General features: G+C 48.2%; 20 protein-coding genes and 2 pseudogenes. 4 read left to right on the forward strand and 18 right to left on the reverse strand.

Annotated features, from left to right (window positions below; all coding sequences use genetic code 11):
- Positions 1 to 12: 12 nt before the first annotated feature.
- From AC6I8Y_RS15100 to crp, 3 genes are all read left to right on the forward strand, one after another.
- Positions 13 to 225, forward strand: coding sequence for a YheU family protein (locus AC6I8Y_RS15100; protein WP_394153315.1), 213 nt, complete (start codon positions 13 to 15; stop codon positions 223 to 225).
- Positions 226 to 352: 127 nt separating this feature from the next.
- On the forward strand, positions 353 to 1,222 hold the full coding sequence (locus AC6I8Y_RS15105; RefSeq protein WP_252012661.1) for a phosphoribulokinase: 870 nt from the start codon (positions 353 to 355) through the stop codon (positions 1,220 to 1,222).
- Between the two features lie 243 nt (positions 1,223 to 1,465).
- Complete coding sequence (gene crp, locus AC6I8Y_RS15110; RefSeq protein WP_004410522.1) at positions 1,466 to 2,098, forward strand: cAMP-activated global transcriptional regulator CRP; 633 nt, start codon at positions 1,466 to 1,468, stop codon at positions 2,096 to 2,098.
- 73 nt (positions 2,099 to 2,171) lie between these two features.
- On the opposite strand, the gene AC6I8Y_RS15115 is transcribed toward crp, so the two are convergent.
- From AC6I8Y_RS15115 to pilM, 18 genes and pseudogenes are all read right to left on the reverse strand, one after another.
- A complete protein-coding gene (locus AC6I8Y_RS15115) occupies positions 2,172 to 2,963 on the reverse strand; it encodes a DUF1338 domain-containing protein (protein WP_498020444.1) in 792 nt (263 codons plus the stop codon).
- A gap of 10 nt (positions 2,964 to 2,973) precedes the next feature.
- Positions 2,974 to 4,441, reverse strand: a pseudogene (gene astD, locus AC6I8Y_RS15120) (succinylglutamate-semialdehyde dehydrogenase).
- A gap of 102 nt (positions 4,442 to 4,543) precedes the next feature.
- On the reverse strand, positions 4,544 to 5,563 hold the full coding sequence (astA, locus tag AC6I8Y_RS15125; protein ID WP_394153311.1) for an arginine N-succinyltransferase: 1,020 nt from the start codon (positions 5,561 to 5,563) through the stop codon (positions 4,544 to 4,546).
- Between the two features lie 81 nt (positions 5,564 to 5,644).
- A pseudogene (locus AC6I8Y_RS15130) lies at positions 5,645 to 6,857 on the reverse strand (aspartate aminotransferase family protein).
- A gap of 380 nt (positions 6,858 to 7,237) precedes the next feature.
- Positions 7,238 to 7,819 (reverse strand): aminodeoxychorismate/anthranilate synthase component II, encoded by a 582-nt coding sequence (locus AC6I8Y_RS15135; protein WP_394153349.1) that lies wholly within the window; start codon positions 7,817 to 7,819, stop codon positions 7,238 to 7,240.
- A 141-nt stretch (positions 7,820 to 7,960) separates the two neighbouring features.
- Complete coding sequence (locus AC6I8Y_RS15140; RefSeq protein WP_498021525.1) at positions 7,961 to 10,579, reverse strand: ExeM/NucH family extracellular endonuclease; 2,619 nt, start codon at positions 10,577 to 10,579, stop codon at positions 7,961 to 7,963.
- Positions 10,580 to 10,853: 274 nt separating this feature from the next.
- Positions 10,854 to 11,870 (reverse strand): tryptophan--tRNA ligase, encoded by a 1,017-nt coding sequence (trpS, locus tag AC6I8Y_RS15145; protein WP_498020445.1) that lies wholly within the window; start codon positions 11,868 to 11,870, stop codon positions 10,854 to 10,856.
- 158 nt (positions 11,871 to 12,028) lie between these two features.
- Positions 12,029 to 12,709 (reverse strand): phosphoglycolate phosphatase, encoded by a 681-nt coding sequence (locus tag AC6I8Y_RS15150; protein ID WP_394153347.1) that lies wholly within the window; start codon positions 12,707 to 12,709, stop codon positions 12,029 to 12,031.
- Positions 12,710 to 12,721: 12 nt separating this feature from the next.
- Positions 12,722 to 13,399 carry a ribulose-phosphate 3-epimerase gene (rpe, locus tag AC6I8Y_RS15155; RefSeq protein WP_252012666.1) on the reverse strand — a complete coding sequence of 226 codons (678 nt, stop codon included), beginning with the start codon at positions 13,397 to 13,399 and terminating at the stop codon, positions 12,722 to 12,724.
- 80 nt (positions 13,400 to 13,479) lie between these two features.
- Positions 13,480 to 14,304, reverse strand: coding sequence for a Dam family site-specific DNA-(adenine-N6)-methyltransferase (locus tag AC6I8Y_RS15160; protein ID WP_234495071.1), 825 nt, complete (start codon positions 14,302 to 14,304; stop codon positions 13,480 to 13,482).
- Between the two features lie 158 nt (positions 14,305 to 14,462).
- Positions 14,463 to 15,962 carry an SPOR domain-containing protein gene (locus AC6I8Y_RS15165; RefSeq protein ID WP_498020446.1) on the reverse strand — a complete coding sequence of 500 codons (1,500 nt, stop codon included), beginning with the start codon at positions 15,960 to 15,962 and terminating at the stop codon, positions 14,463 to 14,465.
- A gap of 100 nt (positions 15,963 to 16,062) precedes the next feature.
- The gene (gene aroB, locus AC6I8Y_RS15170; protein WP_042477191.1) at positions 16,063 to 17,148 is read right to left on the reverse strand and encodes a 3-dehydroquinate synthase; all 1,086 of its coding nucleotides are present in this window, start codon (positions 17,146 to 17,148) and stop codon (positions 16,063 to 16,065) included.
- 29 nt (positions 17,149 to 17,177) lie between these two features.
- Positions 17,178 to 17,696 carry a shikimate kinase AroK gene (gene aroK / locus AC6I8Y_RS15175; RefSeq protein ID WP_042477283.1) on the reverse strand — a complete coding sequence of 173 codons (519 nt, stop codon included), beginning with the start codon at positions 17,694 to 17,696 and terminating at the stop codon, positions 17,178 to 17,180.
- Between the two features lie 185 nt (positions 17,697 to 17,881).
- Entirely contained in the window at positions 17,882 to 19,531 is a 1,650-nt protein-coding gene (locus AC6I8Y_RS15180; RefSeq protein ID WP_498021526.1) for a type IV pilus secretin PilQ, read from the reverse strand.
- Positions 19,532 to 19,620: 89 nt separating this feature from the next.
- Positions 19,621 to 20,130 (reverse strand): pilus assembly protein PilP, encoded by a 510-nt coding sequence (locus tag AC6I8Y_RS15185; protein WP_498020447.1) that lies wholly within the window; start codon positions 20,128 to 20,130, stop codon positions 19,621 to 19,623.
- Positions 20,127 to 20,705 carry a type IV pilus inner membrane component PilO gene (locus tag AC6I8Y_RS15190; protein WP_234495067.1) on the reverse strand — a complete coding sequence of 193 codons (579 nt, stop codon included), beginning with the start codon at positions 20,703 to 20,705 and terminating at the stop codon, positions 20,127 to 20,129. The genes AC6I8Y_RS15185 and AC6I8Y_RS15190 overlap by 4 nt, the downstream gene beginning before the upstream one ends.
- A complete protein-coding gene (locus tag AC6I8Y_RS15195) occupies positions 20,705 to 21,346 on the reverse strand; it encodes a PilN domain-containing protein (RefSeq protein ID WP_394153297.1) in 642 nt (213 codons plus the stop codon). Before AC6I8Y_RS15195 ends, AC6I8Y_RS15190 begins: the two co-directional genes overlap by 1 nt.
- A 1-nt stretch (position 21,347) precedes the next feature.
- Complete coding sequence (gene pilM, locus AC6I8Y_RS15200; protein WP_498020448.1) at positions 21,348 to 22,325, reverse strand: pilus assembly protein PilM; 978 nt, start codon at positions 22,323 to 22,325, stop codon at positions 21,348 to 21,350.
- A gap of 146 nt (positions 22,326 to 22,471) precedes the next feature.
- Between pilM and AC6I8Y_RS15205 the strand changes: the two genes are divergently transcribed.
- Positions 22,472 to 25,120, forward strand: a complete 2,649-nt coding sequence (locus AC6I8Y_RS15205; protein ID WP_498020449.1) for a penicillin-binding protein 1A — start codon at positions 22,472 to 22,474, stop codon at positions 25,118 to 25,120.
- The last annotated feature ends 25 nt before the right edge of the window (positions 25,121 to 25,145 follow it).

The following is a 25,145-nucleotide window of genomic DNA, read 5'->3' on the forward strand; positions in this document are numbered from 1 at the left end:
TGAGAGGTATTTATGATCATCCCATGGCAACAAATTGACGCAGATACGCTGGATAACCTTATTAAAGAGTTCGTGCTGCGAGAAGGCACCGACTATGGTGAGTCGGAAGTGTCGCTAGACGACAAGGTTCGCCATGTTCGCAACCAACTCGAAAGCGGTGAAGCCGTCATCGTGTTCTCTGAGCTGCACGAGACCGTCGACATTAAATCTCGTCGCTCGCTGTAATTTTTCGGTAGCGACGTAAGTAGCTGCTATATTGAAAGGCTATTGAACTGAAATTGGCCCACAAGGTCTAACTCCTTATGTGAGTTAGCAAATTTATAACGACAATTACAAATACACAGGAAGTGTTATGTCAGCAAAACACCCGATCATTGCTGTAACGGGCTCCTCTGGAGCTGGAACGACAACAACGTCAGAAGCATTCCGCAAGATGTTCAACATGATGAGCGTCAAGCCTGCGTTTATTGAAGGTGACAGTTTTCACCGCTTTACGCGTCCAGAGATGGATATCGAGATCCGCAAGGCGAAAGAGCAAGGTAAACACATCAGTTACTTTGGGCCTCAAGCCAACGACTTCCCCGCCCTAGAAGAGTTTTTTCGCAACTATGGGCAAAATGGTACAGGTCAGTTTCGCCGCTACCTGCATACCTTTGATGAAGCCGTACCCTACAACCAAATGCCAGGCACCTTTACCCCATGGCAAGACCTGCCAGAAAATAGCGATGTACTGTTTTACGAAGGCCTGCATGGCGGCGTCGTCGACGGTGATGTGAATGCCGCTCAGCACGTTGACCTACTCATTGGCATGGTGCCTATCGTTAACCTTGAGTGGATTCAAAAGTTTGTCCGAGATACCCGCGATCGCGGCCACTCAAGAGAGGCGGTCACCGATTCGATTGTTCGCTCAATGGATGACTACTTAAGCTATATCACGCCACAGTTTTCGCGCACTCACATTAACTTCCAGCGCGTGCCAACCGTCGATACCTCCAACCCGCTCAACGCCAAAGGCATTCCGAGTTTGGATGAGAGTTTTGTGGTGATTCGCCTGCGTGGTATCAAGAACGTCGATTTCCCTTACCTGCTCGCCATGATTGATGGCTCATTTATGTCTCGCCACAACACCATAGTGGTCCCAGGGGGTAAGATGAGTTTTGCGATGGAATTAATCGTCAGACCAATACTTCAACAGCTCATAGAAACCGGCAAAATAGGTTAGGTTTTGTGAGCCGAATCTCGATGATTTTTTATACCGTGATCATGTGCACAGTTTTGTATAGATAAATGGGCTTATGACACGATTAAAATCAAGAAAAGTGGCGCAAAAAAGGATACTATTTCTTTGAAACAGAAGATCGCTTGCGCCATCTTCAAAGTGCTTTTATGCTAGTAAGTCTTAACAAACGGGCTTGCTAACAAATATGGAAAGCAGCAAGCATACCCTGCAGAGGAAGTAAGATATATGGTTCTAGGTAAACCTCAAACCGACCCAACGTTAGAGTGGTTCCTTTCACACTGCCACATTCACAAGTATCCATCGAAGAGCACGCTTATCCACGCGGGCGAGAAAGCAGAGACGCTTTACTACATCGTAAAAGGTTCTGTAGCGGTACTTATCAAAGATGAAGAAGGCAAAGAGATGATCTTGTCTTACCTTAACCAAGGTGACTTCATTGGTGAACTAGGCCTGTTCGAAGAAGACCAAGAACGTACAGCATGGGTACGAGCAAAATCACCTTGTGAAGTTGCGGAAATCTCATTCAAGAAGTTCCGTCAGCTTATCCAAGTTAACCCAGACATTCTAATGCGCTTATCTGCTCAGATGGCAAGTCGTCTACAAGTGACTAGCCAAAAAGTAGGTGACCTAGCGTTCCTAGACGTAACGGGTCGTATTGCACAGACGCTACTAAACCTAGCGAAGCAACCAGATGCAATGACTCACCCAGACGGCATGCAAATCAAGATCACTCGTCAAGAGATTGGCCAAATCGTTGGTTGTTCTCGTGAGACAGTAGGTCGTATTCTTAAGATGCTAGAAGAGCAGAACCTGATTTCTGCACACGGTAAGACTATCGTGGTTTACGGTACTCGTTAAGAGCGCGTCGCAAGATTTAAAAAGCCACCTTCAGGTGGCTTTTTTTATTTTTGGGGTTTGTTATTTTTGGAGACTACTGATGCGTACTCTCAAAAATTTTGTCCGCCGATGCAGCAACAAAACCTTGATAGTAACTGCCATCGGCTAGCTGGTAACGCTTGGCAAACTCATAGAAGCCACCAGGAATCACCTGGTCACCATCAGTAAATGCCACGGACACTTTGTCTGCCATCGTCGAGGATTGCTCCAAAAGAACCTCTGGTGAGCCTTTTACCTCGCCACCCGATTCATTTATCGCAAATCCTGCATCACGAAGGTGCTGGTTTACGCCAACAACCTCTGCAAAGCGATCAAGCTGGTTCACGCTCACCGTAAAGTGATTCGCGCCATAACCATGAGCGGCAAGCCATGAAGCGTACTCACTTTCTTGCGCCAGTGTTTGGAAGTCTTGATAGCTTAGATCCCACAAGCGGCCACCATATAAGAACTCAGCAGAAGTTAGCTTAGCACTGTCCACCTGCGCCACTAGCTTAGCCACGATATCTTGTAGCGATTGAGAGCACTCTTCCACTCGCAATTCGCTGATAAACACCTTAGGAAGCAGAGCATTGCTATGTTCTAGGTGAATCGCGGTCAGCTTTTTGGATTCAAAATCGTAATGGCCACTCACCTCGTAACCAAGGTCTAGAAACGGCTTAGCCAGCGTGTCGATACCGAGCGGTGCGACATTAAAGGTTCGCAGAGCAATATGGTCATTGATGAGAGACTCATCTTCTCTCAGCAAGTCATGAACCTTGTGAGCTGAAGGACATAAGCGAGTAATGTAGTCTTGCCACAAATGGTCAAATAACGCGTCAACAGTCATAACCCACTCCTTATAGTTCGATGCCAGGGCTCAAGGTCGCAGGAAGAACGGTGTTATCGCCTTCCATTGATGCCATAGGGTAAGCACAGTAATCCGCTGCGTAGAACGCACTTGGGCGAAGGTTACCAGAAGCACCTGGGCCACCAAATGGCGCATCACCGCTCGCGCCCGTGAGCTGACGGTTACGGTTTACAATGCCTGCTCGGATGTGGTCTGTGAAGTATTGCCACTCCTCATCGCGCTCTGAGATAAGACCTGCCGATAGACCAAATCGAGTGTCGTTAGCCAGTTCTACCGCTTGCTCTAGGGTCTCGTAGCGCACCAGTTGTAGCAGCGGCCCAAAGTACTCTTCATCAGGAAGCTCAGCGATATCTGTCGCATCTAGTAGTGCTGGGGGTTACGAACGCCGCATTCAAGCGTTTTGCTTCGACTAAGCTCTTACCGCCCAGCTTCACCAGTTCAGCTTGCGCTGCAATAATATGGTCAGCGGCCTGCTCTGAGATCTGCGGTCCCATAAATGGCGCTGGCTCTGCAAACGGCTCATCAATGCGAATCTTCTTAATGGCTGACACTAAGCTTTCTACTAATTGATCACCTTTTTCACCAAATGGCACATAAAGGCGTCGTGCGCAGGTACAACGCTGTCCGGCACTGATGTAGGCTGATTGCAAAATGGTGTACACCGCTGCATCAATATCACCAAACGCTTCACTGACAACAAGTGGGTTGTTACCGCCCATCTCAAGCGCCAGCATCTTTCCAGGTTGACCAGCAAATTGACGATGAAGAATATGACCTGTATTAGCACTACCCGTAAACAACACGCCATCGATGCCCTTTGAATCAGCAAGAGCAATACCGGTTTCTTTACCACCTTGAACCAGGTTAATGACACCGGCAGGCAGTCCTACCTCTTCCCACATTTTCATCGCTATTTCACCCACCAGTGGCGTTTGCTCTGAAGGCTTAAAGACTACCGTGTTCCCTGCCAATAAGGCCGGTACGATATGACCATTCGGTAAGTGACCAGGGAAGTTATAAGGGCCAAACACTGCCATAACACCAAGGGGCCTGTGACGGAGGACAATTTGGTTTCCAGCAGCTTCGCGTTGGCTCTCGCCTGTACGTTGGTGGTAGGCACGAATCGAAATGGCAATCTTACCGGCCATTGCCCCCGCTTCAGTGCGCGTTTCCCATAGCGGCTTGCCGGTTTCTTTGGCAATCGCAATGGCGATCTCTTCACTACGCTCTTTAACCTTGTCGGCAAACGCCAGCACAATAGCCTCACGCTCAGCGAACGGTCTTTTTTTCCACTCAACAAAGGCTTTGCGAGCGGAAGATACTGCCTGCTCTACCTGCTCTGGTGTCGCCGATTGACCTTCCCAGATGATGTTATTGTCGTATGGCGACAGTGACTGAAACGCATCACCGAGACCTGCCACCCAGTTACCCGAGATCCATTGAGTTTGTTGAGACATAGTGAAATTCCTTTGGTCTTTGAAATGTGGCCGCTATTGGCGGCCATCTTATGCTTATTGCGGTTTGTCTTATTGCTACTGATGTAGCGACACGCTAAATGCCTATTGCGCCAACATGCGAACCATGTCGCCCTCAGCAACATTGAGTGCATCGGCCGCTTCAGGAGACAGCAATACGGTGCCAGATTCCGCATCAAACGCTGCTTTGGCTGCAGTTGCGCGGAAGTGCTCAAATGAGGTGTTAGCAATCAGGTAGTCTTGCGAGCTGGTATGCTCAGATACCGATACCTTGGCACGGAATGAATCGCGCACCGCTTGGATGTTGCGAAGGTCACATTCCACGGTTGGACCCGCATCGAAAATGTCGACATAGTTGCGACAGGTAAACCCTTCGTTCTCAAGCAGTTTTAACGCCGGGCGCGTGTTCTCATGCACCTGACCGATAACCTCTTGAGCCTCTTTGCTCAGTAGGTTGATGTAAATCGGTAGTTTTGGCATTAAATCGGCAATAAAGCCCTTCTTACCAATACCAGTTAGATAGTCGGCTAAGGTAAAGTCGATAGAGAAGAAGTGCTCTTGAAGCCACTTCCAAAACGGTGAGTTACCTTCGGCATCGGACACACCACGCATCTCAGCAAAAATAGTTTGTGAGAAACGCTCTGGGTGCTCTGCCATCATCAAGAAGCGGCACTTAGACATCAGGCGGCCATTCAAACCACCACGAAACTCCGGACGCAAGAACAAGGTACAAATCTCGCTGCAGCCCGTGTAGTTATTACCAAACGTCAGTAGCTTCACCACGTTATTCACGTTCAGCTTCGGTGATGAATGCACCACGGTACTGATGTGATAAGAGTAGAAAGGAACATCCCAACCAATCGCACCTTCAATACCCGTTGTCCCTGCGACTTCGCCGGTTTCAGTATCGAAACCAACCATCAGGTAGCCTTCATCGGTAGGCGACGTGACATCTTGCTTAGCAAAGCTGTATTCAGAGTGGGTAATTCGGTTTGTCAGTAGCTCTTCATTAACGGGAAGAGAAGTAAAACCGTGACCTGATTCTACGGCACAAGTATGCAGTGCATCGTAGTCAGACATAGAGATAGGACGAACAACAAGCATCAATAATCCCTCCTGACGCAAACTCTCTCGGAACATCCAAATCCGAGAGAGCATCAAATAGCCGTTTTCTCGGCTGTCTGCTTAAACTAGCGTGCCAATGGCCTTGTCTAGCTTAGCTAATCCTTCTTCAACTTCTTGCTGAGTGATAACCAGTGATGGCGTGAAACGCACCACGTTGGCACCGGCGACCAGCACCATCAAGCCTTGTTGACCTGCAGCCACCAGAACATCGCGAGCGCGGCCTTGCCACTCTTCATTGAGGGCAGCGCCAAGTAGCAAGCCTTTACCACGGATCTCACCAAAGATGCCGTATTTAGCGTTAATCTTCTCAAGACCTTCACGGAACCATGCCTCACGCTCCGCAACACCTTCAAGTACATCTTTGCGAGATACTACATCAACGACCGCTTCTGCTACCGCACATGCTAGCGGGTTACCACCATAGGTCGAACCGTGAGTTCCTACCTTCATGTGGGCTGCCAGCTTCTCTGTCGTTAGCATGGCACCGATAGGGAAACCGCCGCCCAGTGATTTAGCCGTGCTTAGAATGTCAGGCGTAATACCAAGACCTTGGTAAGCGTAGAAGTTACCGGTACGACCGTTACCCGTCTGAACTTCATCAAAAATAAGCAGCGCATTGTACTTATCACAAAGCTCACGAACGGCCTGCACAAATTCAGGTTGCGGAGAAACAATACCGCCCTCACCTTGTAGCGGCTCCATCATGACCGCACAGGTTTTATCCGACATTTGCGCTTCAAGCGCGGCGATATCGTTATAAGGAATGTGTGTTACATCACCTGGCTTAGGACCAAAGCCATCTGAGTAGGCTGCTTGGCCGCCCACTGTTACCGTAAAGAAGGTACGACCGTGGAAGCCTTGGTTAAAGGCGATAATTTCTGACTTTTCAGCACCATGTACATCCGCTGCCCAGCGACGAGCAAGCTTAAGCGCTGCCTCATTTGCTTCTGCACCAGAGTTGGCAAAAGAACACACGTTCAGCAAAGCTTACTTCAGTGAGTTTCTTCGCAAGGCGCAGCGCTGGCTCATTAGTCATTACGTTACTTAGGTGCCAAATTTTGTTGGCTTGCTCAGTCACGGCGTTGACCATAGCTGGGTGGCAATGACCCAGACAGCTCACCGCAATACCACCAGCAAAATCGATATACTCGTTACCTTGCTGATCCCAAACACGTGCACCCTCGCCCTTAACTGGAATCATCTCCATCGGGTTATAACAAGGTACCATTACCTCATCGAACCACTCACGAGTTACCGCTTTTTCCGTTGTCATAACACATTCCTTCTTATTACTGCGTGTGGGTGAAAAGAGGTTTGCCTTCAAAAAGGCGACTAAGGGGAACCTTCTCTTTCCAATAGCGGAAGAACATTTTCTATCGCCGTTCCACAGATGCAGCATTGTATTTACAATTATTTAACCATAGCAATAGTGAAAAATACTTTTTAGGCGCACTTTGCGCCGAATTCAATATCGCCTTATGACTATTTATGCACCATAAATGAATTTGAATGAAGTGTTTTTTGACAAGGGGGCAAAGAAAGTTCTCACGCAAGGTTTCCACTCGCCATACATCAGTAAATGCGAATAATTTTGCAATCCCATAAGTTAAACTTATGAGAGATAAGAAAACAAAAAAAAGTGATCTAGATCGACTATTTCTGCAACAAGAAGTTACGCAAAAGCTCGTGCCCTTGCTCAGTCTTGATGGATTCTGGGTGGAATTGCACTGCGTGGATGTTGAGGCTCTTATGACGATACCCCATGATTTCATCAAATTCACCACTCTCAAGCTCGGTCCAAGCGGTCACTTCAAAGCAGTCAGGTAGACTGTCACGATCAACAATGAGCGAGTGGTAACGCGTCACGGTGAGGGGATTGTTGAGTCCTGAGAACACACTCTGATCCGTGTGTCGAATCGGTGATGTCTTACCGTGCATGACTTGTCTTGCACGTACCACCTCGCCACCAAACACCTGTGCAATCGCCTGATGACCTAAGCAGACGCCAAGCAGTGGTAATTTGCCAGCAAAGTGTTTGATCACCTCGAGCGAAATCCCTGCTTCATTGGGTGTACAAGGGCCAGGGGAAATGACCAAGTGGGAAGGGTTTAGAGCCTCAATGCCTGCAATATCAATCTCATCATTGCGTACCACTTTCACCTCAGCGCCCAGTTCAGAGAAGTACTGAAACAGGTTAAAGGTAAAGGAGTCGTAGTTATCGATGATGAGTAGCATAGCGCTCGCGGTCACATTGAGTTTGCAAAAAATAAGGCGGTATTTTGCAACATGGTGGCAGAAAGGCAAGAAAAAATAAGAAGAAAACCGCGGCGAGACCTAAGGTCCCACCGCGTATGCGTTAGATTTGATCAGAATGTATTAGCGACTTAGCTGTCGACGACGCCATCCCATAAGACCAAGTACAGACAGAGCAAAAAAACCAACGGAGCCGCCATTTATATTGAGATCAATGACAGCAGGATCATGATCTGACGAGCGGTAATGATCTTGATACTTAGGCAGATCACCTTTGTACTCATCGTTATAATCAAACAAGGTCGATTCCGCCGCATTGATGTGCCATTCGGTCGCATCAACCACGCGCTTTGATAAGCTCGGGCTAATGAGGATATGGTCTAGCGCACCTACTTCATCATTGTAAGAATAGCTCCAACCGTCAGGGTGCATCTCACCCAGCACGTTAATAAAGCCATAGTTGTGGTCGATAACAGCGCCCTGATCTCCAAACTGCTCATCTTCACCAATGAAGGTATTGCGGGCAGCGCGAATGACTTTGCCATATTGCTCAGCCGTATAGTCTGTCAGTACCAGCATTGGGTCTTCTTTGCCGTAGGCATTGAAATCACCTAACACCACCTTATGCCCCTTAATTTGAGCAAGCGCATCACCCAATGCCACTGCTGCCGCTACGCGAAATGCCTCACATGAGCCTTGCTGATCGACATCTTTACCACCTTGCCCACCCTCAGACTCGGGAGCCGCATCTTCCCAACATTTGGAGCCCTTTGACTTAAAGTGATTCACTGCCACGGTCAGCTTCTCTTTGCCCCCCTTCACCTTGAAGGTTGGTGCTAGGGTATTACGCTGATAGTTCTTACCATCTTCGATCACTTTGCCATCATCATCCAACACCTCAGGGGCGATCTGGCGCGGCATTTCTATCACGTTGACCTGCTTGAGTTTTACCTTGCTTGGGCGATAGATAACACCTGTCGTAATCGCATCGGTACCCACAGCATCTAACGCATCAATCACACCATCTTGGTTACTATCGACAGACACAAACTCATAGCGCTGTTTGCGATTATCCACTCGCGCGTTTAGCTCGTTCACCAACTGAGCGATGGCACCGTTATCACCAAAACCATTGTTCTCAATTTCCATCAACCCAATGATGTCGGCATCTAAACGCAGCAGAGCTTGTAAGATTTTCTCTTGTTGTACCTCAAACTCGCCTAGGTTACTTGCCCCGCGATTACTTCCGAAACGGTTCTCATCACCACCAAATGGTGAAGTGAAATAGTTGAGTACATTAAAGGTCGCAACGCGCAGATCTTTTTTATTCCAAGGTTGCTCCGCTAGGTTAGGCTGTTCGGTACGCGGCGTATTACGAACAAAATTATCCTTAGAGATGGTGCTGGTCACATACAAGCGATAGTCGCCATAGCTGTAGCCAATCACACCCTCGATGCCAAATAGGGTATCGTTGATACGAATGTAGTCTTCGGTGCTGCCATCTTGGTCGACATCGCTGCGACCAAACTCAGGGTAGTAAGGCACCACGCCATTGGCGGCTGGCGTCGGTGACTCGACGAATAGACGGCGTAGTGAGTTATCTTCACTCTGCGCTTTAGCCTCATCCGATCCGGCCGCGTATTTTTGGTTCGGATGCAGATTCACCCTCTCGTGAGCCAGCACCATGTTATTGCGACGAGCAGAATAGTCATAACCAAAGGTACGGCTGACGCGCATATCTAGGGCTTGCGGCAGATTCACCAACATTCCCTCGTAGCGCTCAAGGGTCTGCTCAAAGTTCTCATCGGATGCCAACACCTCAATCTGTGTCGCTACAGGCGCTGTCTGCTCGCCCTGTTTTATCCAATCTTGCTCATTAAGTTTTAGCTGTGTTTGACCGTAAAACTCTTGGATTTGCCCGCGAACACACACTACATCTCCAGCCGTAAGGCTTGGATTAGACTGGGTGTAAACATACAAGCCATTTGATGTCAGCGGGTTATGATCATCTTCTAGAGCCTGCAAATAGAAGCCTTGATTAATGCCCGTACTGACTGCGGATACCACGCCTTGAACAAAGAACTGCTCGTCCGTGATATAAGGGTAGCCATTGATGTATGGCGAGCGACTCCCCTCTCCTTGAATCGCCTGAATCGCGGTAAATACCGGGTCATTACCATTATCGAGACACTGGAAGGCTTGCGGAGGCTCAAGAGCTTCGAGCTCCCCCAGTCCGGTAAGGTCATCTTTTGCTAACGTTGCCCATTGCTGCGCAATGTAGACACTTGATGGCTGATAGGCATTTTGGTAGCGAACTAGGGTTTTATCTTTGCCGAAGGTCTCACCCATCGCACCAACCATGTCCAGAACCTGCCCATTGCTATCCAACAATGCAATAGGGTCATCACCATTGAAGTTCAGCGCTTGATGAGTTGTTGCAACCGACGTTAGCGCCAGCACTGCCTCATCAGCCTTGGAGTTTGCAAACACCAATACCGAATGCGCGGGAATGGTGTAACTCGACAGGTCGAGCGAATCCCAAGAACCATTGCCATTAGGTGACTTTGCTAGTTGATAGTCAGTCAAAGTGACATCACTGTCACCTGAGTTCGCTATCTCTACGGCTTTGTTATAGCCACCACCTTCAACATACTGAGAAATAAAAATTTCGGCGTGCGCCCCAGCCGCTAATGCGGATGAGACAGCCAACGCCAACCACTGCTTTTTGTTTGTGCGTGTCATCATTCACCTCGAATTGAATGGCAATCTGTCCGTTGCCATGATTGCACTTTGTTGTATATAAGCTTGCTATTTTCGAGACGAGTGTTGTCATTTTTATTGCAAATGAATAATGAACATTCAGTTAACTGAGATATCGATCAAATTTAAAGTACCAAGTTTGCCACCTGTGCCAAACTATCAACAGGATAAGTGAATACGCACAAAAAAAGCCCCTTGGCGAACCAAGGAGCTTTAAATTCAATGATTTAATTATCAATAGTTAAGTGCGTTACACCTATGGGCGAGCGACAAAACCCACCGCTTTGTACGCTTTCGCTAGCATCTCTGCCGCGCGAGCAGATGCCTTCTCTGCGCCTTGGCGCATCACTTCATCCATGTAAACACGATCTTCACGAATACGACGATACTCAGATTGGATTGGCTCAAGCATAGCAACGAGTGCTTCACCGACATCTTTCTTAAATGGACCGTACATTTCAACGCCAGCGTATTGCGCTTCAATCTCTTCAAATGATTTACCAGTCGCAGCAGAGTACAGACCCATTAGGTTAGAGATACCCGCTTTGTTGTCCCAATCGTGAGCAATGCGTGGTGGCGTCTCTGTGTCTGTTTGCGCCTTGTTGATCTTCTTAAGAATCGACTTTGGTTCTTCTAGCAACGTGATCACGTTTTTACGGTTATCGTCCGACTTAGACATCTTCTTAGTCGCATCTTGCAGGCTCATTACGCGTGCATTCACCGTTGGAATGTACGGCTCTGGCACTTCAAAGATCGGCGATTCAGGGCTGTAGATGTTGTTAAAGCGAGTCGCGATATCACGTGCTAGCTCTAGGTGCTGCTTCTGGTCACTACCGACTGGTACTTGGTGCGCACCGTAAAGCAGGATATCCGCAGCCATCAGCACTGGGTAATCGTATAGACCGACGTTAACATCGTTCGCATAACGCTGAGATTTGTCTTTAAACTGAGTCATACGATTCAGTTCACCCATTTGGGTGTAGCAGTTAAGAAGCCAACCAAGTTGAGCATGCTCTGGTACGTGTGACTGAACAAATAGCGTGCTCTTCTTTGGATCAACACCAACCGCAAGACAGATTGCTAGTGCGTCTAGAGTTGCTTCATGCAGCGCTTTCGGATCTTGGCGAACCGTGATGGCATGAAGGTCAACAACGCAGTACTGGCAGTCATAGTCGTCTTGCATTTGTTGCCATTGACGTAGAGCACCCAAGTAGTTACCGATACTTAGTTCACCTGACGGCTGAACACCACTTAATACAATGGGTTTGCTCATGATTATGATTCCTTCGACTTCTTGACGAGATAATTTAGGAGAATGAAAAACCGCGTTATTTTAACGCGGTTTTAGCAGTGTACTCATTGGCGAGTATTTTGCCAGTGTTTTATAACGAGGATACCCAAAGACACTGGCTTCGCGGCATTTTGAGGAAGTTAAGCGTCGATACCGACCGCTTTTAGCACGTCCGACACAATGTCAGCGACAAAATCAGGCTTGGCATTGGCAATTGGCTCACCATGGTTGTAACCATAGGTCAAACCAAATGCATGACAGCCCGCGTTGCGCGCCGCAAGAATGTCATTCTTTGAATCGCCAACCATCAGTACTTGGTCGGCAGAGACTTGTTCTTGCTCCATCAACCAGTTAAGAGCAATAGGATCTGGCTTGCGCTTCTCAAACGCGTCGCCACCCAACACATGCTTAAAGTATTTATCCAGCTTGTGCTGCTCTAATAGCTCTGGAACAAACTTTGATGGTTTGTTGGTTAGCAGAGCGACAGTGATACCGTTTGCAACCAAGGTATCCAGCGTTTGATGCACTGCTGGATAAAGGTGGCTAAGTTTATGACCACTCGCTTTATAAAAATCATCGAACAGAACACGCGCTTTCGTGAGTAGCTCTGGAGACAAGCTTGAGTCAACCTCGATGCTTTGGCTCAGCGAGCGACCAATCAAGATGTCAGCGCCATTGCCAACATAGTCACGAACTTGCTCTTCTGTTACCGCAGGGTAACCAAGCTCTTGAACCGCTTGGTCAGCCGCTAGGGCAAGGTCAGGCACGCTGTCGAGAAGCGTACCATCGAGATCGAATACAACGAGTTTAATTGTGCTCATCATGACTGCCCGTTACTTGCTTTCTACTTTCGCAAGTTCAGCGCGCATCTCGTCAATGACCTCTTTGTAATCAGGACGATTGAAGATAGCGCTACCCGCAACAAACATGTCTGCACCCGCTTCAGCGATTTCGCGGATGTTATCCACCTTAACGCCGCCATCAATCTCTAGACGAATGTTACGACCCGATGCATCGATACGCTTACGAACTTCACGCAGCTTATCTAGCGTGGATGGGATGAACGACTGACCACCAAAGCCTGGGTTTACTGACATCAGTAGAATCAGGTCTACCTTGTCCATGATGTAATCTAGGCAAGAAAGCGGCGTTGCTGGGTTAAGTACCACGCCCGCCTGACAGCCGTGCTCTTTGATGAGCTGAAGCGTACGGTCAACGTGCTCAGACGCTTCGACGTGGAAAGTGATCATGCTTGCGCCAGCTTTAGCAAAGTCAGGCACTATGCTGTCTACAGGTTTCACCATTAGGTGAACATCAATAGGAGCCGTGATGCCGTAGTCGCGCAGCGCTTTACAGATTGGCGCACCGAACGTTAGGTTAGGCACATAGTGATTATCCATCACATCGAAGTGAACGACGTCAGCACCCGCAGCGAGTACTTTTTCGACATCCTCACCCAGACGAGCAAAGTCTGCAGAGAGAATGGATGGAGCAATAAGAAAGTCTTTCATACCTAACCTCAGTGAAATGGATTGCAAGCGTGCGCAATTCTACCGAAGCGGTTGATTAAATCCTAGTCCCTAAGGAGGAGTTATTGATCTCGCGGCTCAAATAACGCCAATAATTCATCGACCTTATTGCGCCCGGCACCATTACGACTAATGGTACGTTTCACTTTGACCACATTGAGTTGAGCACCATGATACAAGCGACGCGTTAATGTCGTGTCATGATTGGAGATCAGCACTGGAATGCCACGGTCAAATGCCGCGTGCTCCGCCACATCTGCCAGCGCAGCTTGGTCATCTAAGGTAAAACCATTACCTGCATAAGAGGTAAAGTTGGCCGTATTAGAGAGCGGTGCGTACGGTGGATCGCAGTAAATCACGCTGCCTTTACGAGCGCGTTTAAAGGTCTCATGGTAACCCTCGCACACAAAGGTCGCTTTCTTCGCCTTCTCCGCAAAAAACTCCATCTCATTTTCTGGGAAGTATGGCTTTTTGTAAGAACCAAACGGTACGTTAAAGCCACCCTTTTTGTTGTAACGACACAAGCCGTTAAACCCAAAGCGGTTCATGTACAGGAATGCCACCGAGCGAAACATAACATCGTCGGTTTGATTAAACTGAGCGCGAATATCGAGATAGACTTCTTTACGATTATGCTCTGGAGTAAACAGACGTTTTGCCTCCGCAATGTATTGCTCTGGCTGCGTCTTAAGCAGATTGTAAAGATTGATAAGATCAGGGTTAATATCGGCGAGCAGGTATTGCTCATAATCCGTATTCAGAAAAACAGAGCCTGCACCAACGAAGGGTTCTACCAACTTTCTAGCGTCTGGCAGATGCTTTTCAATGTCTTCAACCAAGCCATATTTTCCACCAGCCCACTTAAGAAAGGCACGTTGCTTCTTCATTACTTGCTCTATTTACTGCCACCCCAAAAATTAAGGCTGGGGAATATATCATAATTCAAATTGTTATGTTGACCTTTCTGGTAGAAAGGTCAACAGCGCTTGGTGTAAATGTTGACTGAGTCGCCGTTAACTCGCTCACAGGCGACTAGGTCGAAAGCTTATTCAGCCCAGCGTTCGATTTCTCGTTTCACTTGGCTCATCGCTTTCGGCCAAGGACCCAGCGACTTAATCTCACTAGGCAGATTATCTGCCGCATCTCGAGCCGATTGAATGCTTGGGAAGTTATCGTAGGTAACGATATACCACTTTTCCTCACCGCGCAGCGTCGGGTAAACACGAATTGGCTTATCGAAGGTGTGCTGATTTAGGAACAGCTGCACGTCTTCCATCTCGGTCATTGCCGCGATTTGCAACGTGTAACTATTCGATGGCAGTGCATTGAGCTGGTCTCTCGCAAAAGAGAAGGTAATTGGCGTTTGCAACGCTTCGGTCTCTTCTATCTCGACCACAGTCTCTTCTGGTGGCGTTTGTGGTGAGCGAGTCGCTTGCTGAGCGCTAGTACTGGCACTATCTACCGCTTGTTGTATTTCCGTGGCTTTCTCGGCAGCAATGTCCGTTTTATCCTCAAGCAGGGCATCAACGACATCGGAGGTAATAACAACACGCTCACCTGACTCCGCTTCGCCCACACTCGCGGTTTCTGACGTTACTGTCGGAGGCAGTGCCAACGAATCATCCGTTGCTGTTAGATCATCAGGCATCTCTCGATTGGCCTTTTCTGCTTGCTCGAGCGTCGCCGCATCTTGTGGCTGATCTAGGGTCGGGATGACCGTTTGCTCGCTCGATGCTGGCTCTAGCGGCTCAACACTTGGTTTTGGTGACTGCAGGAGCCAACGGTAGCCCAAAAACAGCAGTAAGAGAATCACTGCGATTGTGGCTGCAATCTTAGCCGGCGAACCGACTAAAGAACGAATAATCACTTTCTTTTCCACCTTGTGCTCTCCTAGCGCCAAAATCTCTCCGGGAAGTGGTCTGGTATTAGTAAACGCGCTTTTGGTTCTTTTTTCAACGCTTTCATCAAGATAGCGAAGCACTAAACTGTCAAAAAACTGCTCTGCTTCCGCATCAGACAGCTCATCCACATCCAGCTCAACGGGCTTCGCTTCCATGCCATGGCTTAGCCGGGAAAGCTTGCTCGACACGGAGTCGCTAGCGGTAAACAGTACAATACTAATGTTTTGCTTCGGGGTGTGCAGGGCCGCGGTGAACAACAACCACAGTTCAGCCAGTAGTGCTTGCGAGGCATGATGAGCGTTATCTACCACAATCACGATGTTACAGGACTCCCCCTCTAAGATACGCTCAACACTGTCGTTGAGAGAGTCTGTTGTGCTGTACATCGATTGAGGAAACAACTGCCTTAAGATGTTGCCGCGATTCACCTCGTCTTCTTGATTCGCAAGACAGGTGACCAGCGATTGGTTTTTGTCGTGCGACCACGCTTCTAAAAAGCGATGTGCCAACCACGTTTTACCGGCACCGGCTTCTCCTTTGACAACAACAAAGTTCGATGCAAACTGAGTTAACAGCTGCATTCGCTCAAGTAATTGTGTCTGCGAGTCGAGTTCAAGCACTCGCAATTCGTAGGACAAACTCATTCGTTCCCTATTTACACCCATCCAAACTAAAAGAGGCCCCACAATGGAGCCTCTTCTCATATAAGCGTCATCAGCCTAACTAAGGCTTAATGCGACGACATTACTGTCGACACAAATCGATTGCTTGCTTGATCAAGTCACTTGGTACGTCAGAGACGACCTGAGCGGTACCGATAGACGTTGGCAACACCAAACGAAGCTTGCCCGAAAGCACCTTCTTATCGCGCATCATGTGCTTCATAAAATCATCGAAGCTCATTGATTCTGGTGTGTGCACCGGCAACTTGGCACGCTCAAGCAGGCTAATGATACGAGTCACCTGCTCTGGTGTAATGTCACCAAGCAGTTGTGCAGTATGCGCCGCCATTGCCGTACCTGAAGAGACCGCTTCTCCATGTAACCATTTACCATACCCTAGTTCTGCTTCAATCGCATGACCAAATGTATGACCTAGATTCAATAACGCACGAATACCCGATTCTTTCTCGTCTTGCGCGACCACCTCAGCTTTGATCTGACAGCAGCGTGCAATCGCGTAGGTCAGCGCTTGCTGATCGAGTTCATACAGCTTGTCGAGATTCTCTTCAAGCCACTCAAAGAAAGACGGATCGTAGATAATGCCGTACTTGATAACCTCTGCAATGCCAGCAGCGAACTCTCGCTCTGGAAGGGTTTTCAAACACTCGATATCGATAATGACAGATTGAGGCTGATAAAAGGCGCCAATCATGTTCTTACCCAGCTCATGGTTAACTGCAGTCTTGCCGCCAACAGACGAGTCGACTTGAGACAACAGAGTCGTTGGGATCTGAATAAAATCAACACCGCGCTGATAACAAGCGGCAGAGAAGCCGACTAGGTCACCAATCACGCCGCCACCAAGAGCAACGACCACCACGTCACGACCATAGTTGCCGGAAAGCAAATGGGTCATCACGGTGTTGAAGGTGTCTAACGATTTGTATTGCTCACCATCCGGCAATTCTAGCAGTGAGGTCTTACACCCTTTGCTATCAAGCTGTTCAAGAATGGTTTGAGCATATAGAGGGGAAACTGTGGTGTTGGTAATCACCACCACCGATTTTCCGTCTGGAATTTGGGCAAATTGAGCCGAGTCTTTGAATAACCCGGCACCAATTGAAATTGGGTAGCTGCGCTCACCAAGATCGACCGTAATCCGTTCCATGGTTTGCTCTCCTAATAAAAAAGGTTTGATTAACCTTCTTCTAGCATTTTTACGATTTGGTTGGCTACCACTTTTGCACTTTGATCGTCAGTACGAACAACATAGTCCGCCACTTCTTTGTATAGATCATTGCGCTCGTCCGCTAGGTTCTCTAGTACTTCGCGTGGGTTATCCGTTTGAAGTAGTGGACGTTTTTTGTCGCGGTTTGTGCGAGCTAGTTGTTTTTCAATAGTAGTCTCTAGATAAACAACGATACCGCGAGCAGACAGACGGTTACGGTTGTCTTTGCTCTTTACAGAACCACCACCAGTAGCAAGTACAATACCTTGCTGCTCGGTTAGATCATTAATAACGGTTTCTTCGCGCTTACGGAAACCTTCCTCGCCTTCAACGTCAAACACCCATGCGATGTCTGCGCCTGTGCGCTCTTCAATTACGGTATCAGAATCAACAAACTCCATATGAAGTTGTTGAGCTAGGTGTCTACCGATTGTACTTTTGCCGGCACCCATAGGGCCAACAAGAAAAATATTACGTTTCTCAGCCATGTTCAGCATTAATTTACAACGTTAATTCAATGACATCGCCACAAGAAAAGACCGATAAGGAGCCTCGGAAAAAAGGGCTTGTGGCACCGATTCCTCACAGATAAGTCGTGATAAGACCCGAAATTATCAAGGTAAGGTGACTTGAATGCAACTTTATTTTTAGTCATTTTCAATTACTGGCTAAATTACAATGAGTTACCAAGCTCAGCCACGATGGGTGTAGGGGTAATGATCTGTGGCGTGACAAAGATTAATAACTCATTCTTGCCGATATTCTCGTAGGTTCGTCTAAATAATGCACCTAAACCCGGAATATCACCGAGAAGCGGCACTTTATCTATCTTATTTGAAAAGGAATGTTGATAAATTCCTCCCAAAACCACCGTTTCGCCATTGTTGACTAACACTTGGGTGCCAATTCGTTGAGTATCGATAGCGACCGTTTCTCCTTCGAGGGTTTTCAGCACTTCACCAACACGGTCTTGGGTAACGTCCAAATCCAGAATGAGTCGATTGTCTGGCGTAATTTGTGGGGTGACGGTAAGCGAGAGCACCGCCTTTTTAAACTCTACCGCGGTTGCTCCACTTGAAGTGGATTTGAGGTATGGGATCTCAGTCCCTTGCTCAATGTAGGCAGATTTCTTGTTGGTGGTGATAAGTCTCGGGCTTGAAATGATCTCTGCTTTTGACTCGTTTTGCAGTGCCGAGAGTTCTAAGTCGAGTAAGGTGTTTGAACCCAGACTCGCCACTTGAAAGGCGATACTCGATGCATTGTCGGAAATGGCTGGCAGGTTTACATTCAGAATATCATCGATCTCAAGGCTCCCGTCACCAATGCCCGCGGCGGCCAGGTTACTCTCAATCGAGCCACCAATTGTCGTATTACCATTGGTCGAGCTGACACCCCAACGAATACCAAGCTCTTCAACATTACCTTCTTTGATCGTCACAACACGCGCTTCTATCTGTACCTGTTTAACTGGTACATCGAGCTCTGCAATGATCGATTTAATCACGTTAATGTTGCTCGGTAACTCACGTAACAGTAGGGAGTTGGTCCGCTCATCAATCGCGACAGAGCCTCTTTCCGAGAGCATACTCACCGCCCCTTCGCCACCGATCATGGCTGCGACATCCGAGGCATTAGCGTAGTGAATCTTGACGACCTGCGACTCGAGCTGCCCTATTTGCTCGGTCAGTCGATTCTTTTCAAGCGCTTGCTTCTCCTGTCTGTCCAGCTCAGCCTTGGGAGCAACTAGCACTACGTCCCCTTTCACTCGCTTATCAAGACCCTTCACTCTTAAGATAATGTCCAGAACGTCTGTCCACGGCACGCTATCTAATCGCAATGTGAGATTGCCTTGCACCGTATCGGATACGACTAGATTGAAATCGTTGTAATCGGCAAGAAGCTGAAGCACGTTGCGCACAGGCATATCTTGAAAATTAATCGAGGTTAGTTGCCCTTTGTTGATGGTTCCGAGCGCTTTCTCATCGGCTTTCTCTTGAGTAAGTGGAATAACGGTCACTCGAAGTTGATTCCCTCTTACGATCGTTTGGTAGTCGACAGTTTGGGTAGTGGAGACTTGAAGGCGAGCGTGTGGCGCTTCATCGAATACCTCTATCATGTTCACCAATGTGGCAAAATCGGTTACATCATAAATCGACAGCTGCTCAGCGCCCACCGAGGTTTGTTGCAGCATGATATCGAGACCATACTCAACCCCAGCGACATCCACCGCAATAGCGTTATCAGATAACTCAATAACAATGACGCCCTGACGCTTGTCATCCACCTCAAAGGATACGCGCTCTAGATTGTTGGCATTTGCCATACTAGATACCAAGCCAAACAAAACTAACGCCAGAGCAATGATTAGATATCGAGCCCCAAAATTAACGTGATACTGCACTGCCTTCTCCACTACTTCATCGCCAACTTAATCTGACGCTGATACCAACAACCTAACCCATCGGATAAGGTTTCCCCGATGATCAGCCCACTATCGGTGATTTTTGCAATCTTGCCGTTGTTCTCTCCTAGATACTGCCCAACCTCAACTTGAACCACTCGACGATTAGGCAACATCACCAGGCCACTCATCTTTCCACCTTTACTCATCACGCCTTTTACTTGCAATTCATCGAGTCGAAACCGCTCCAAACCTTGCTTAGTTCTTGCTCTAGGTTGCCAGCAACTTTTATTTCGGTCTGGCGTTTGAACAAGCGCCGTTTTGGGTAAATCAAATGGCGAGCGAGAGTGAAAACTCTTGAATTCAACGAGTTCAGCGGGTTTTAGTAAGCGCTCTGAGACGTGCTGTTGCTCGGTTTTCGCTTCCGTCATGACAATAAAACTCTCCAATGAGTCTTGATGGGCATTGCAACCACCGAGTAGCGTCGTGATAAGCCATAATGTCCACTTAGGGTTTCTCATTCCAAGCGCTCCTGAACGTATTGATAAGTCGACGCATTCACACGAAAGTGCAACGTACTACTCTCAAGGCTCACTCGCTGCCACTCGGCGTTCTCAATCAATACTATTCTTGGAAGTTCGGCAATGGCTTGTGTGTATCGACCGATATCGTCATAACTCCCAGTCAGTTCGATATCGATAGGTAGTTTGAGCAAAAATTGCTGAGGTTTTCGCTTGCCCCAGTTGATACGTGTGAAGGTCAAATGGTTATTCAAGCCTTGCTCATTCATCGCCGCCAATACGCTTGCCAGCTCTTGCTGAGCAGGTAGCTGCTTCATTAATCGCTCGTAGTGAATGGTTAAATCCTCAATCTGCTTAGCTGCAATCGGTAACATTGCTGCTCTGCGTGCGACCACCTCCAGTTCTTGCTTTAGCTGGCTCTCTTGTTGCTTGTAATAATTCAAATCTTCATAGCTAGGCTTGACCAAAAACCACGTACTCAACATTGTGGATACCAGCAAGATGAACGCGGCCAAGAGTAGCTGCGGACCTAATGACCAATCGATAATGTCGTCTAAATCGAAATCCAATGACATTAATGCTCACCATCTAGTCGTTGTTGCTCTTTCGATACCCGCTCTTGCGAAACCCGCTCTTTCAATACCCGCCCTTTCGAAACCGATAGCAAAAGAGCCTCACTATCAAGGTGAAAAGAGAGCTGAAAGGATTGGAACTTGTTTCCAAATCGTTCTCGGTTGTGAACAATAGAGTGCATCTCCACACTGTTGATCACCTTCGATTGCTCAAACCGGTCAAGCATTTGCGCGAGTACAGCCGTACTCTCACCGATCCCGCTGAGCTTAAAACTCCCCCCTTCCATACGAAGCTTATCGACATAAACTTGCTCAGGAATCAAGGTGGGGAGCAGGTTCATGACGGCAATGGTTTGATGCCGCTGACGTTGAAGCTTCTCTACATAATCCAGTCTTGCTTCCAGTGTCTCGAGCTCCTTGGTAGCAGTCGAGAGCGCTTTGATCTCATCTCGATAACCTTGGATTGCCGTTTGCAGATAATCGACTCGATCTCGCTGAGCGCTCACCTCTCCTTCCGTCCTAACCATGGCGAAGTAAGCACTAACATAGCCAACGAATGTTGCTGTGATGAACATCAGCATGAGTCTCTGGCGACGTTGATTGCGCTGCTCTTCTCGCCACGGCAGTAGGTTGATTAGCGCCATGTTAATGACTCGCTAACCAGTCAAGGCCGTTAATCGCAACGCCAAATGCTGCCGAAAAACTCGCAGGCAACCGCTCACTGCGTATACCCTTGTGGCAACTCAAGGTCGAATAATCAGCAACCTTTACCTCGCACGATAAGTGTTGAGCGACAGTTCCAGCTAACCCCTCTTCCATCGCATGCCCACCCATGAGCAGAACGCCTGATATCGAGTCTATGCCTGCAACAGACCGATAAAGCTGAAGCTGAGAGACAACTCGGCTTGCTACTGACTCAAACACCACTTCAGAATTGGATTTAAAACGCGCGGATGGGTTAGATAGCAAGGTATCTTGTGTATCTATCGACCAAGACTTAGCAAGGTCAGGCGATACGCCTGTGGGAGGAAGTAAAGTAACATGTTGATGACCAAGCTCTAAGACAGCAAAATTGGATAGGGATGACGCTTGAGTGACCAACCAACTCTGAGCACCACGTATGGCGCCATTAGTGGTATCCATCAGCTTGGGTTTAAACCCCAACTTAGCAATGATTTGACTCCAGTTGGATACCATTGATTGCTTAGTCACATGAACTCGATAGGCGTCGCTGCTCGCACCTTGCTCTGGCGCCTCTTGGACAAAATCCAGAGCGATATCATCATTAGGAAACGGCGTTTGATGATTCATCGCCTGTTCGATGGCAAAAACCTGCTCTTGCCCTTCAAGCCCGGCCTCTAAGCTCACAACCTTACTTATCACGGCACTTTCAGGCACAACTATTGCGGCGTTACTGCGCATTAACGGGGCAATCTTTCGGAGAATTTTAAGTTTCTTAACACTATCCTGATGTTTAAGGGTGTGAGGATCGGAGAAAATAGCACCACATCCGTTGAGCTCCAGATGGTTTACTAGGGTGAGGCTCACCCCATCGCGAACCAAGACAACAGCCTTGGCGCTGTGGTGACCTATATCAATCCCCGTAATCCATTTTCTTGCCATGAAAAATAACCTCAACAAATACATAAACAACGCGAAAAGGTTGAGATTGACGCTCAAATAAGCGTTAATTAACCCTATAGGTATATTTTTGTCCTAGCCTACAAGTAATTACCTACTCGTAACCTTAATTAATCAGGGAAATCTCGGTGAAGTTCATAAAGAGACTGTTGGTTTTTGCATTGATTTGCATACTCTTTGGAGTCGGAACAATTTTTGGGTTTTACTACTACGTAAAACCAGAATTGCCTGACGTCGCGACCTTAAAAGATGTCCAACTCCAGACACCAATGCAGGTGTTTAGCCAAGATGGGAAGCTGATCGCACAATTTGGCGAAAAGCGCAGAATCCCAATATCTTACGACGAGATCCCACAAGATCTAATCGACGCCCTCATTGCGACGGAAGACAGCCGCTACTACGACCACTTTGGTTTCGACCCTATCGGTATTACCCGTGCTGCGGTCGCCGTTATCGCGTCAGGTAGTGCCTCACAGGGTGCGAGTACCATCACGCAGCAGCTAGCTCGTAACTTCTTCTTATCTAATGAGAAGAAGATCATGCGTAAAGTGAAAGAGATCTTTATCGCCGTTCACATTGAGCAGTTGCTTACAAAGCAAGAGATCATGGAGCTGTACGTTAACAAGATCTTCTTGGGCTACCGCTCATACGGTTTTGGCGCAGCAGCACAGGCGTATTTCGGTCGTAACCTTGACCAGCTCACGCTCAGTGAGATTGCGGTACTTGCAGGTCTTCCTAAAGCACCATCAACCATGAACCCTATCTACTCTATTGAGCGTGCTACTCAGCGCCGTAACGTGGTGCTATCACGTATGCTGTCTGAAAAATACATCACGCAGGCTGAGTTTGATGAGGCGCGTGCTGAGCCAATTATTTCTCAATACCATGGCGCAGAGATTGAGCTAAGCGCTCCTTATGTCGCAGAGATTGCGCGCGCTTGGATGGTGAGTCGTTATGGTGAAGAAGCTTACGAATCTGGCATGCGTATCACCACCACCATTGACTCTAAGCTGCAAAAAGCGGGTCACGTAGCTGCGATTAAAAACCTTCTAGACTACGACGAGCGACACGGTTACCGCGGCGCTGAAAAAGTATTGTGGAAGGCTGGTCAAACAGCGATGACCAACGAAGAGATTGCTAAGCACCTGAGGCGTGAGCCTACCTATGGTGAACTTCGTCCAGCGGTTGTAACTGGCATTGCCGACCAATCCGCGACGGTTTATGTGAAGAGCTATGGTGAGCAGACCATCAGCTGGGAGAACATGAACTGGGCACGTAAGTTCCGAACCGATGATCGCCAAGGTGCTGCACCGAAAGCGCCGAGCGACGTCGTTGCAGTGGGTGAACAGGTTTGGGTGCGTGCCGCTGATCTTGATATCACGCCAGATGTGTCTCCAGAAGAAAAAGAGGCGCAGACTGAAGACGATCAAGTTGCTGAGTCGATTGCCATCACGTGGCGTTTGAGCCAGGTACCAAATGCAAACACGGCCTTCGTTGCCATTAATCCCGAGAACGGTGCGGTGCTATCGCTCGTGGGCGGTTTTAACTTCGTACACAGTAAGTTTAACCGTGCAACACAATCTGTTAGACAGGTGGGTTCTAGTATCAAGCCGTTTATCTATGCAGCCGCACTAGATAAAGGCATGACGCTGGCGAGCCTAGTTAACGATGCACCAATCAACAAGTGGGATAAGAGTGCTGGCACTGCTTGGCGCCCTAAAAACTCGCCACCGACGTACACAGGTCCAACGCGTCTTCGCATCGGTCTGGCACAGTCTAAGAACGTCATGGCGGTTCGTGTACTGCGTGAAGTCGGCCTGGATGAGACTCGTGATTACCTGACTCGATTCGGTTTTGATAAGTCTAAGCTTCCTCGCTCTGAGACCATTGCACTCGGTGCTGGTAGCTTGACGCCGGTTCAAATGGCACAGGGTTTCTCTGTGTTTGCTAACGGTGGCTACTATGTAGAGCCGTTCTACATCAGCAAGGTAGAAGACCCATTTGGTAAGGTTGAATTTGAAGCCAATCCAAAAGTCGTTTGTCATCAAAACTGTCCGGATATGCAAGCTCCTGAGTTCGCTACAGCGGCTACCGATGAGGCAGCGCCAAGCATTGAAGAAGCCACTAATGCATCTGAAATCGAACCACTGGATATGGCTCAGTTTAACGAAGAAGACCTAACGGAAACCAACGAGCCGCGCTACGCGCCAAAAGTTATCTCAGAGCAAACCGCGTTCCTGACGCGTGAAATGCTCTACAGCAACGTTTGGGGCGGCGGTAACTGGCGTGAAGGTACTGGTTGGAATGGTACTGGCTGGCGTGCTCAAAAGCTTGAACGTCGTGATGTGGGCGGTAAAACGGGTACCACAAACGACTCTAAAGATGCATGGTATAACGGCTATGGCCCGGGTATCGTTGCAACCGCGTGGGTTGGTTTTGATGACCACCAGAGAAAGCTTGGACGTACAACGGCGAATCCTAACTTAGGTAAAGATCAGATCACTGGTGCCGAAGCTGGGGCGAAAACCGCTCAGCCTGCATGGGTAGACTTTATGGGTATGGCGCTCGAGGGTCATGAAGTGGTCGCAAGACAGGTGCCGAATGACATCACTCGCGTGCGTATCGACCGTGACTCTGGTCTTCTCACCAACAAGACCGATGGTTCGACCATGTTTGAATACTTCAAGATTGGCACCGAGCCAAAAGAGTACGTGCAGGAGAGTCTAACGGACACCTTGTACTCGAATGATGAGTCTGGCGGTGAGAGTCTGTTCTAGATTGGACTTAACAAGTAAAAAGGGG

The organism is Vibrio sp. KUL78 (assembly GCF_059725505.1).

Coding starts and splice junctions, on each gene's coding strand:
- AC6I8Y_RS15100 (WP_394153315.1), top strand. CDS start 13: ATGATCATCCCATGGCAACAAATTGACGCAGATACGCTGGATAACCTT.
- AC6I8Y_RS15105 (WP_252012661.1), top strand. CDS start 353: ATGTCAGCAAAACACCCGATCATTGCTGTAACGGGCTCCTCTGGAGCT.
- crp (WP_004410522.1), top strand. CDS start 1,466: ATGGTTCTAGGTAAACCTCAAACCGACCCAACGTTAGAGTGGTTCCTT.
- AC6I8Y_RS15115 (WP_498020444.1), bottom strand. CDS start 2,963: ATGACTGTTGACGCGTTATTTGACCATTTGTGGCAAGACTACATTACT.
- astA (WP_394153311.1), bottom strand. CDS start 5,563: ATGCTTGTTGTTCGTCCTATCTCTATGTCTGACTACGATGCACTGCAT.
- AC6I8Y_RS15135 (WP_394153349.1), bottom strand. CDS start 7,819: ATGCTACTCATCATCGATAACTACGACTCCTTTACCTTTAACCTGTTT.
- AC6I8Y_RS15140 (WP_498021525.1), bottom strand. CDS start 10,579: ATGACACGCACAAACAAAAAGCAGTGGTTGGCGTTGGCTGTCTCATCC.
- trpS (WP_498020445.1), bottom strand. CDS start 11,870: ATGAGCAAACCCATTGTATTAAGTGGTGTTCAGCCGTCAGGTGAACTA.
- AC6I8Y_RS15150 (WP_394153347.1), bottom strand. CDS start 12,709: ATGAGCACAATTAAACTCGTTGTATTCGATCTCGATGGTACGCTTCTC.
- rpe (WP_252012666.1), bottom strand. CDS start 13,399: ATGAAAGACTTTCTTATTGCTCCATCCATTCTCTCTGCAGACTTTGCT.
- AC6I8Y_RS15160 (WP_234495071.1), bottom strand. CDS start 14,304: ATGAAGAAGCAACGTGCCTTTCTTAAGTGGGCTGGTGGAAAATATGGC.
- AC6I8Y_RS15165 (WP_498020446.1), bottom strand. CDS start 15,962: ATGAGTTTGTCCTACGAATTGCGAGTGCTTGAACTCGACTCGCAGACA.
- aroB (WP_042477191.1), bottom strand. CDS start 17,148: ATGGAACGGATTACGGTCGATCTTGGTGAGCGCAGCTACCCAATTTCA.
- aroK (WP_042477283.1), bottom strand. CDS start 17,696: ATGGCTGAGAAACGTAATATTTTTCTTGTTGGCCCTATGGGTGCCGGC.
- AC6I8Y_RS15180 (WP_498021526.1), bottom strand. CDS start 19,531: ATGGCAAATGCCAACAATCTAGAGCGCGTATCCTTTGAGGTGGATGAC.
- AC6I8Y_RS15185 (WP_498020447.1), bottom strand. CDS start 20,130: ATGAGAAACCCTAAGTGGACATTATGGCTTATCACGACGCTACTCGGT.
- AC6I8Y_RS15190 (WP_234495067.1), bottom strand. CDS start 20,705: ATGTCATTGGATTTCGATTTAGACGACATTATCGATTGGTCATTAGGT.
- AC6I8Y_RS15195 (WP_394153297.1), bottom strand. CDS start 21,346: ATGGCGCTAATCAACCTACTGCCGTGGCGAGAAGAGCAGCGCAATCAA.
- pilM (WP_498020448.1), bottom strand. CDS start 22,325: ATGGCAAGAAAATGGATTACGGGGATTGATATAGGTCACCACAGCGCC.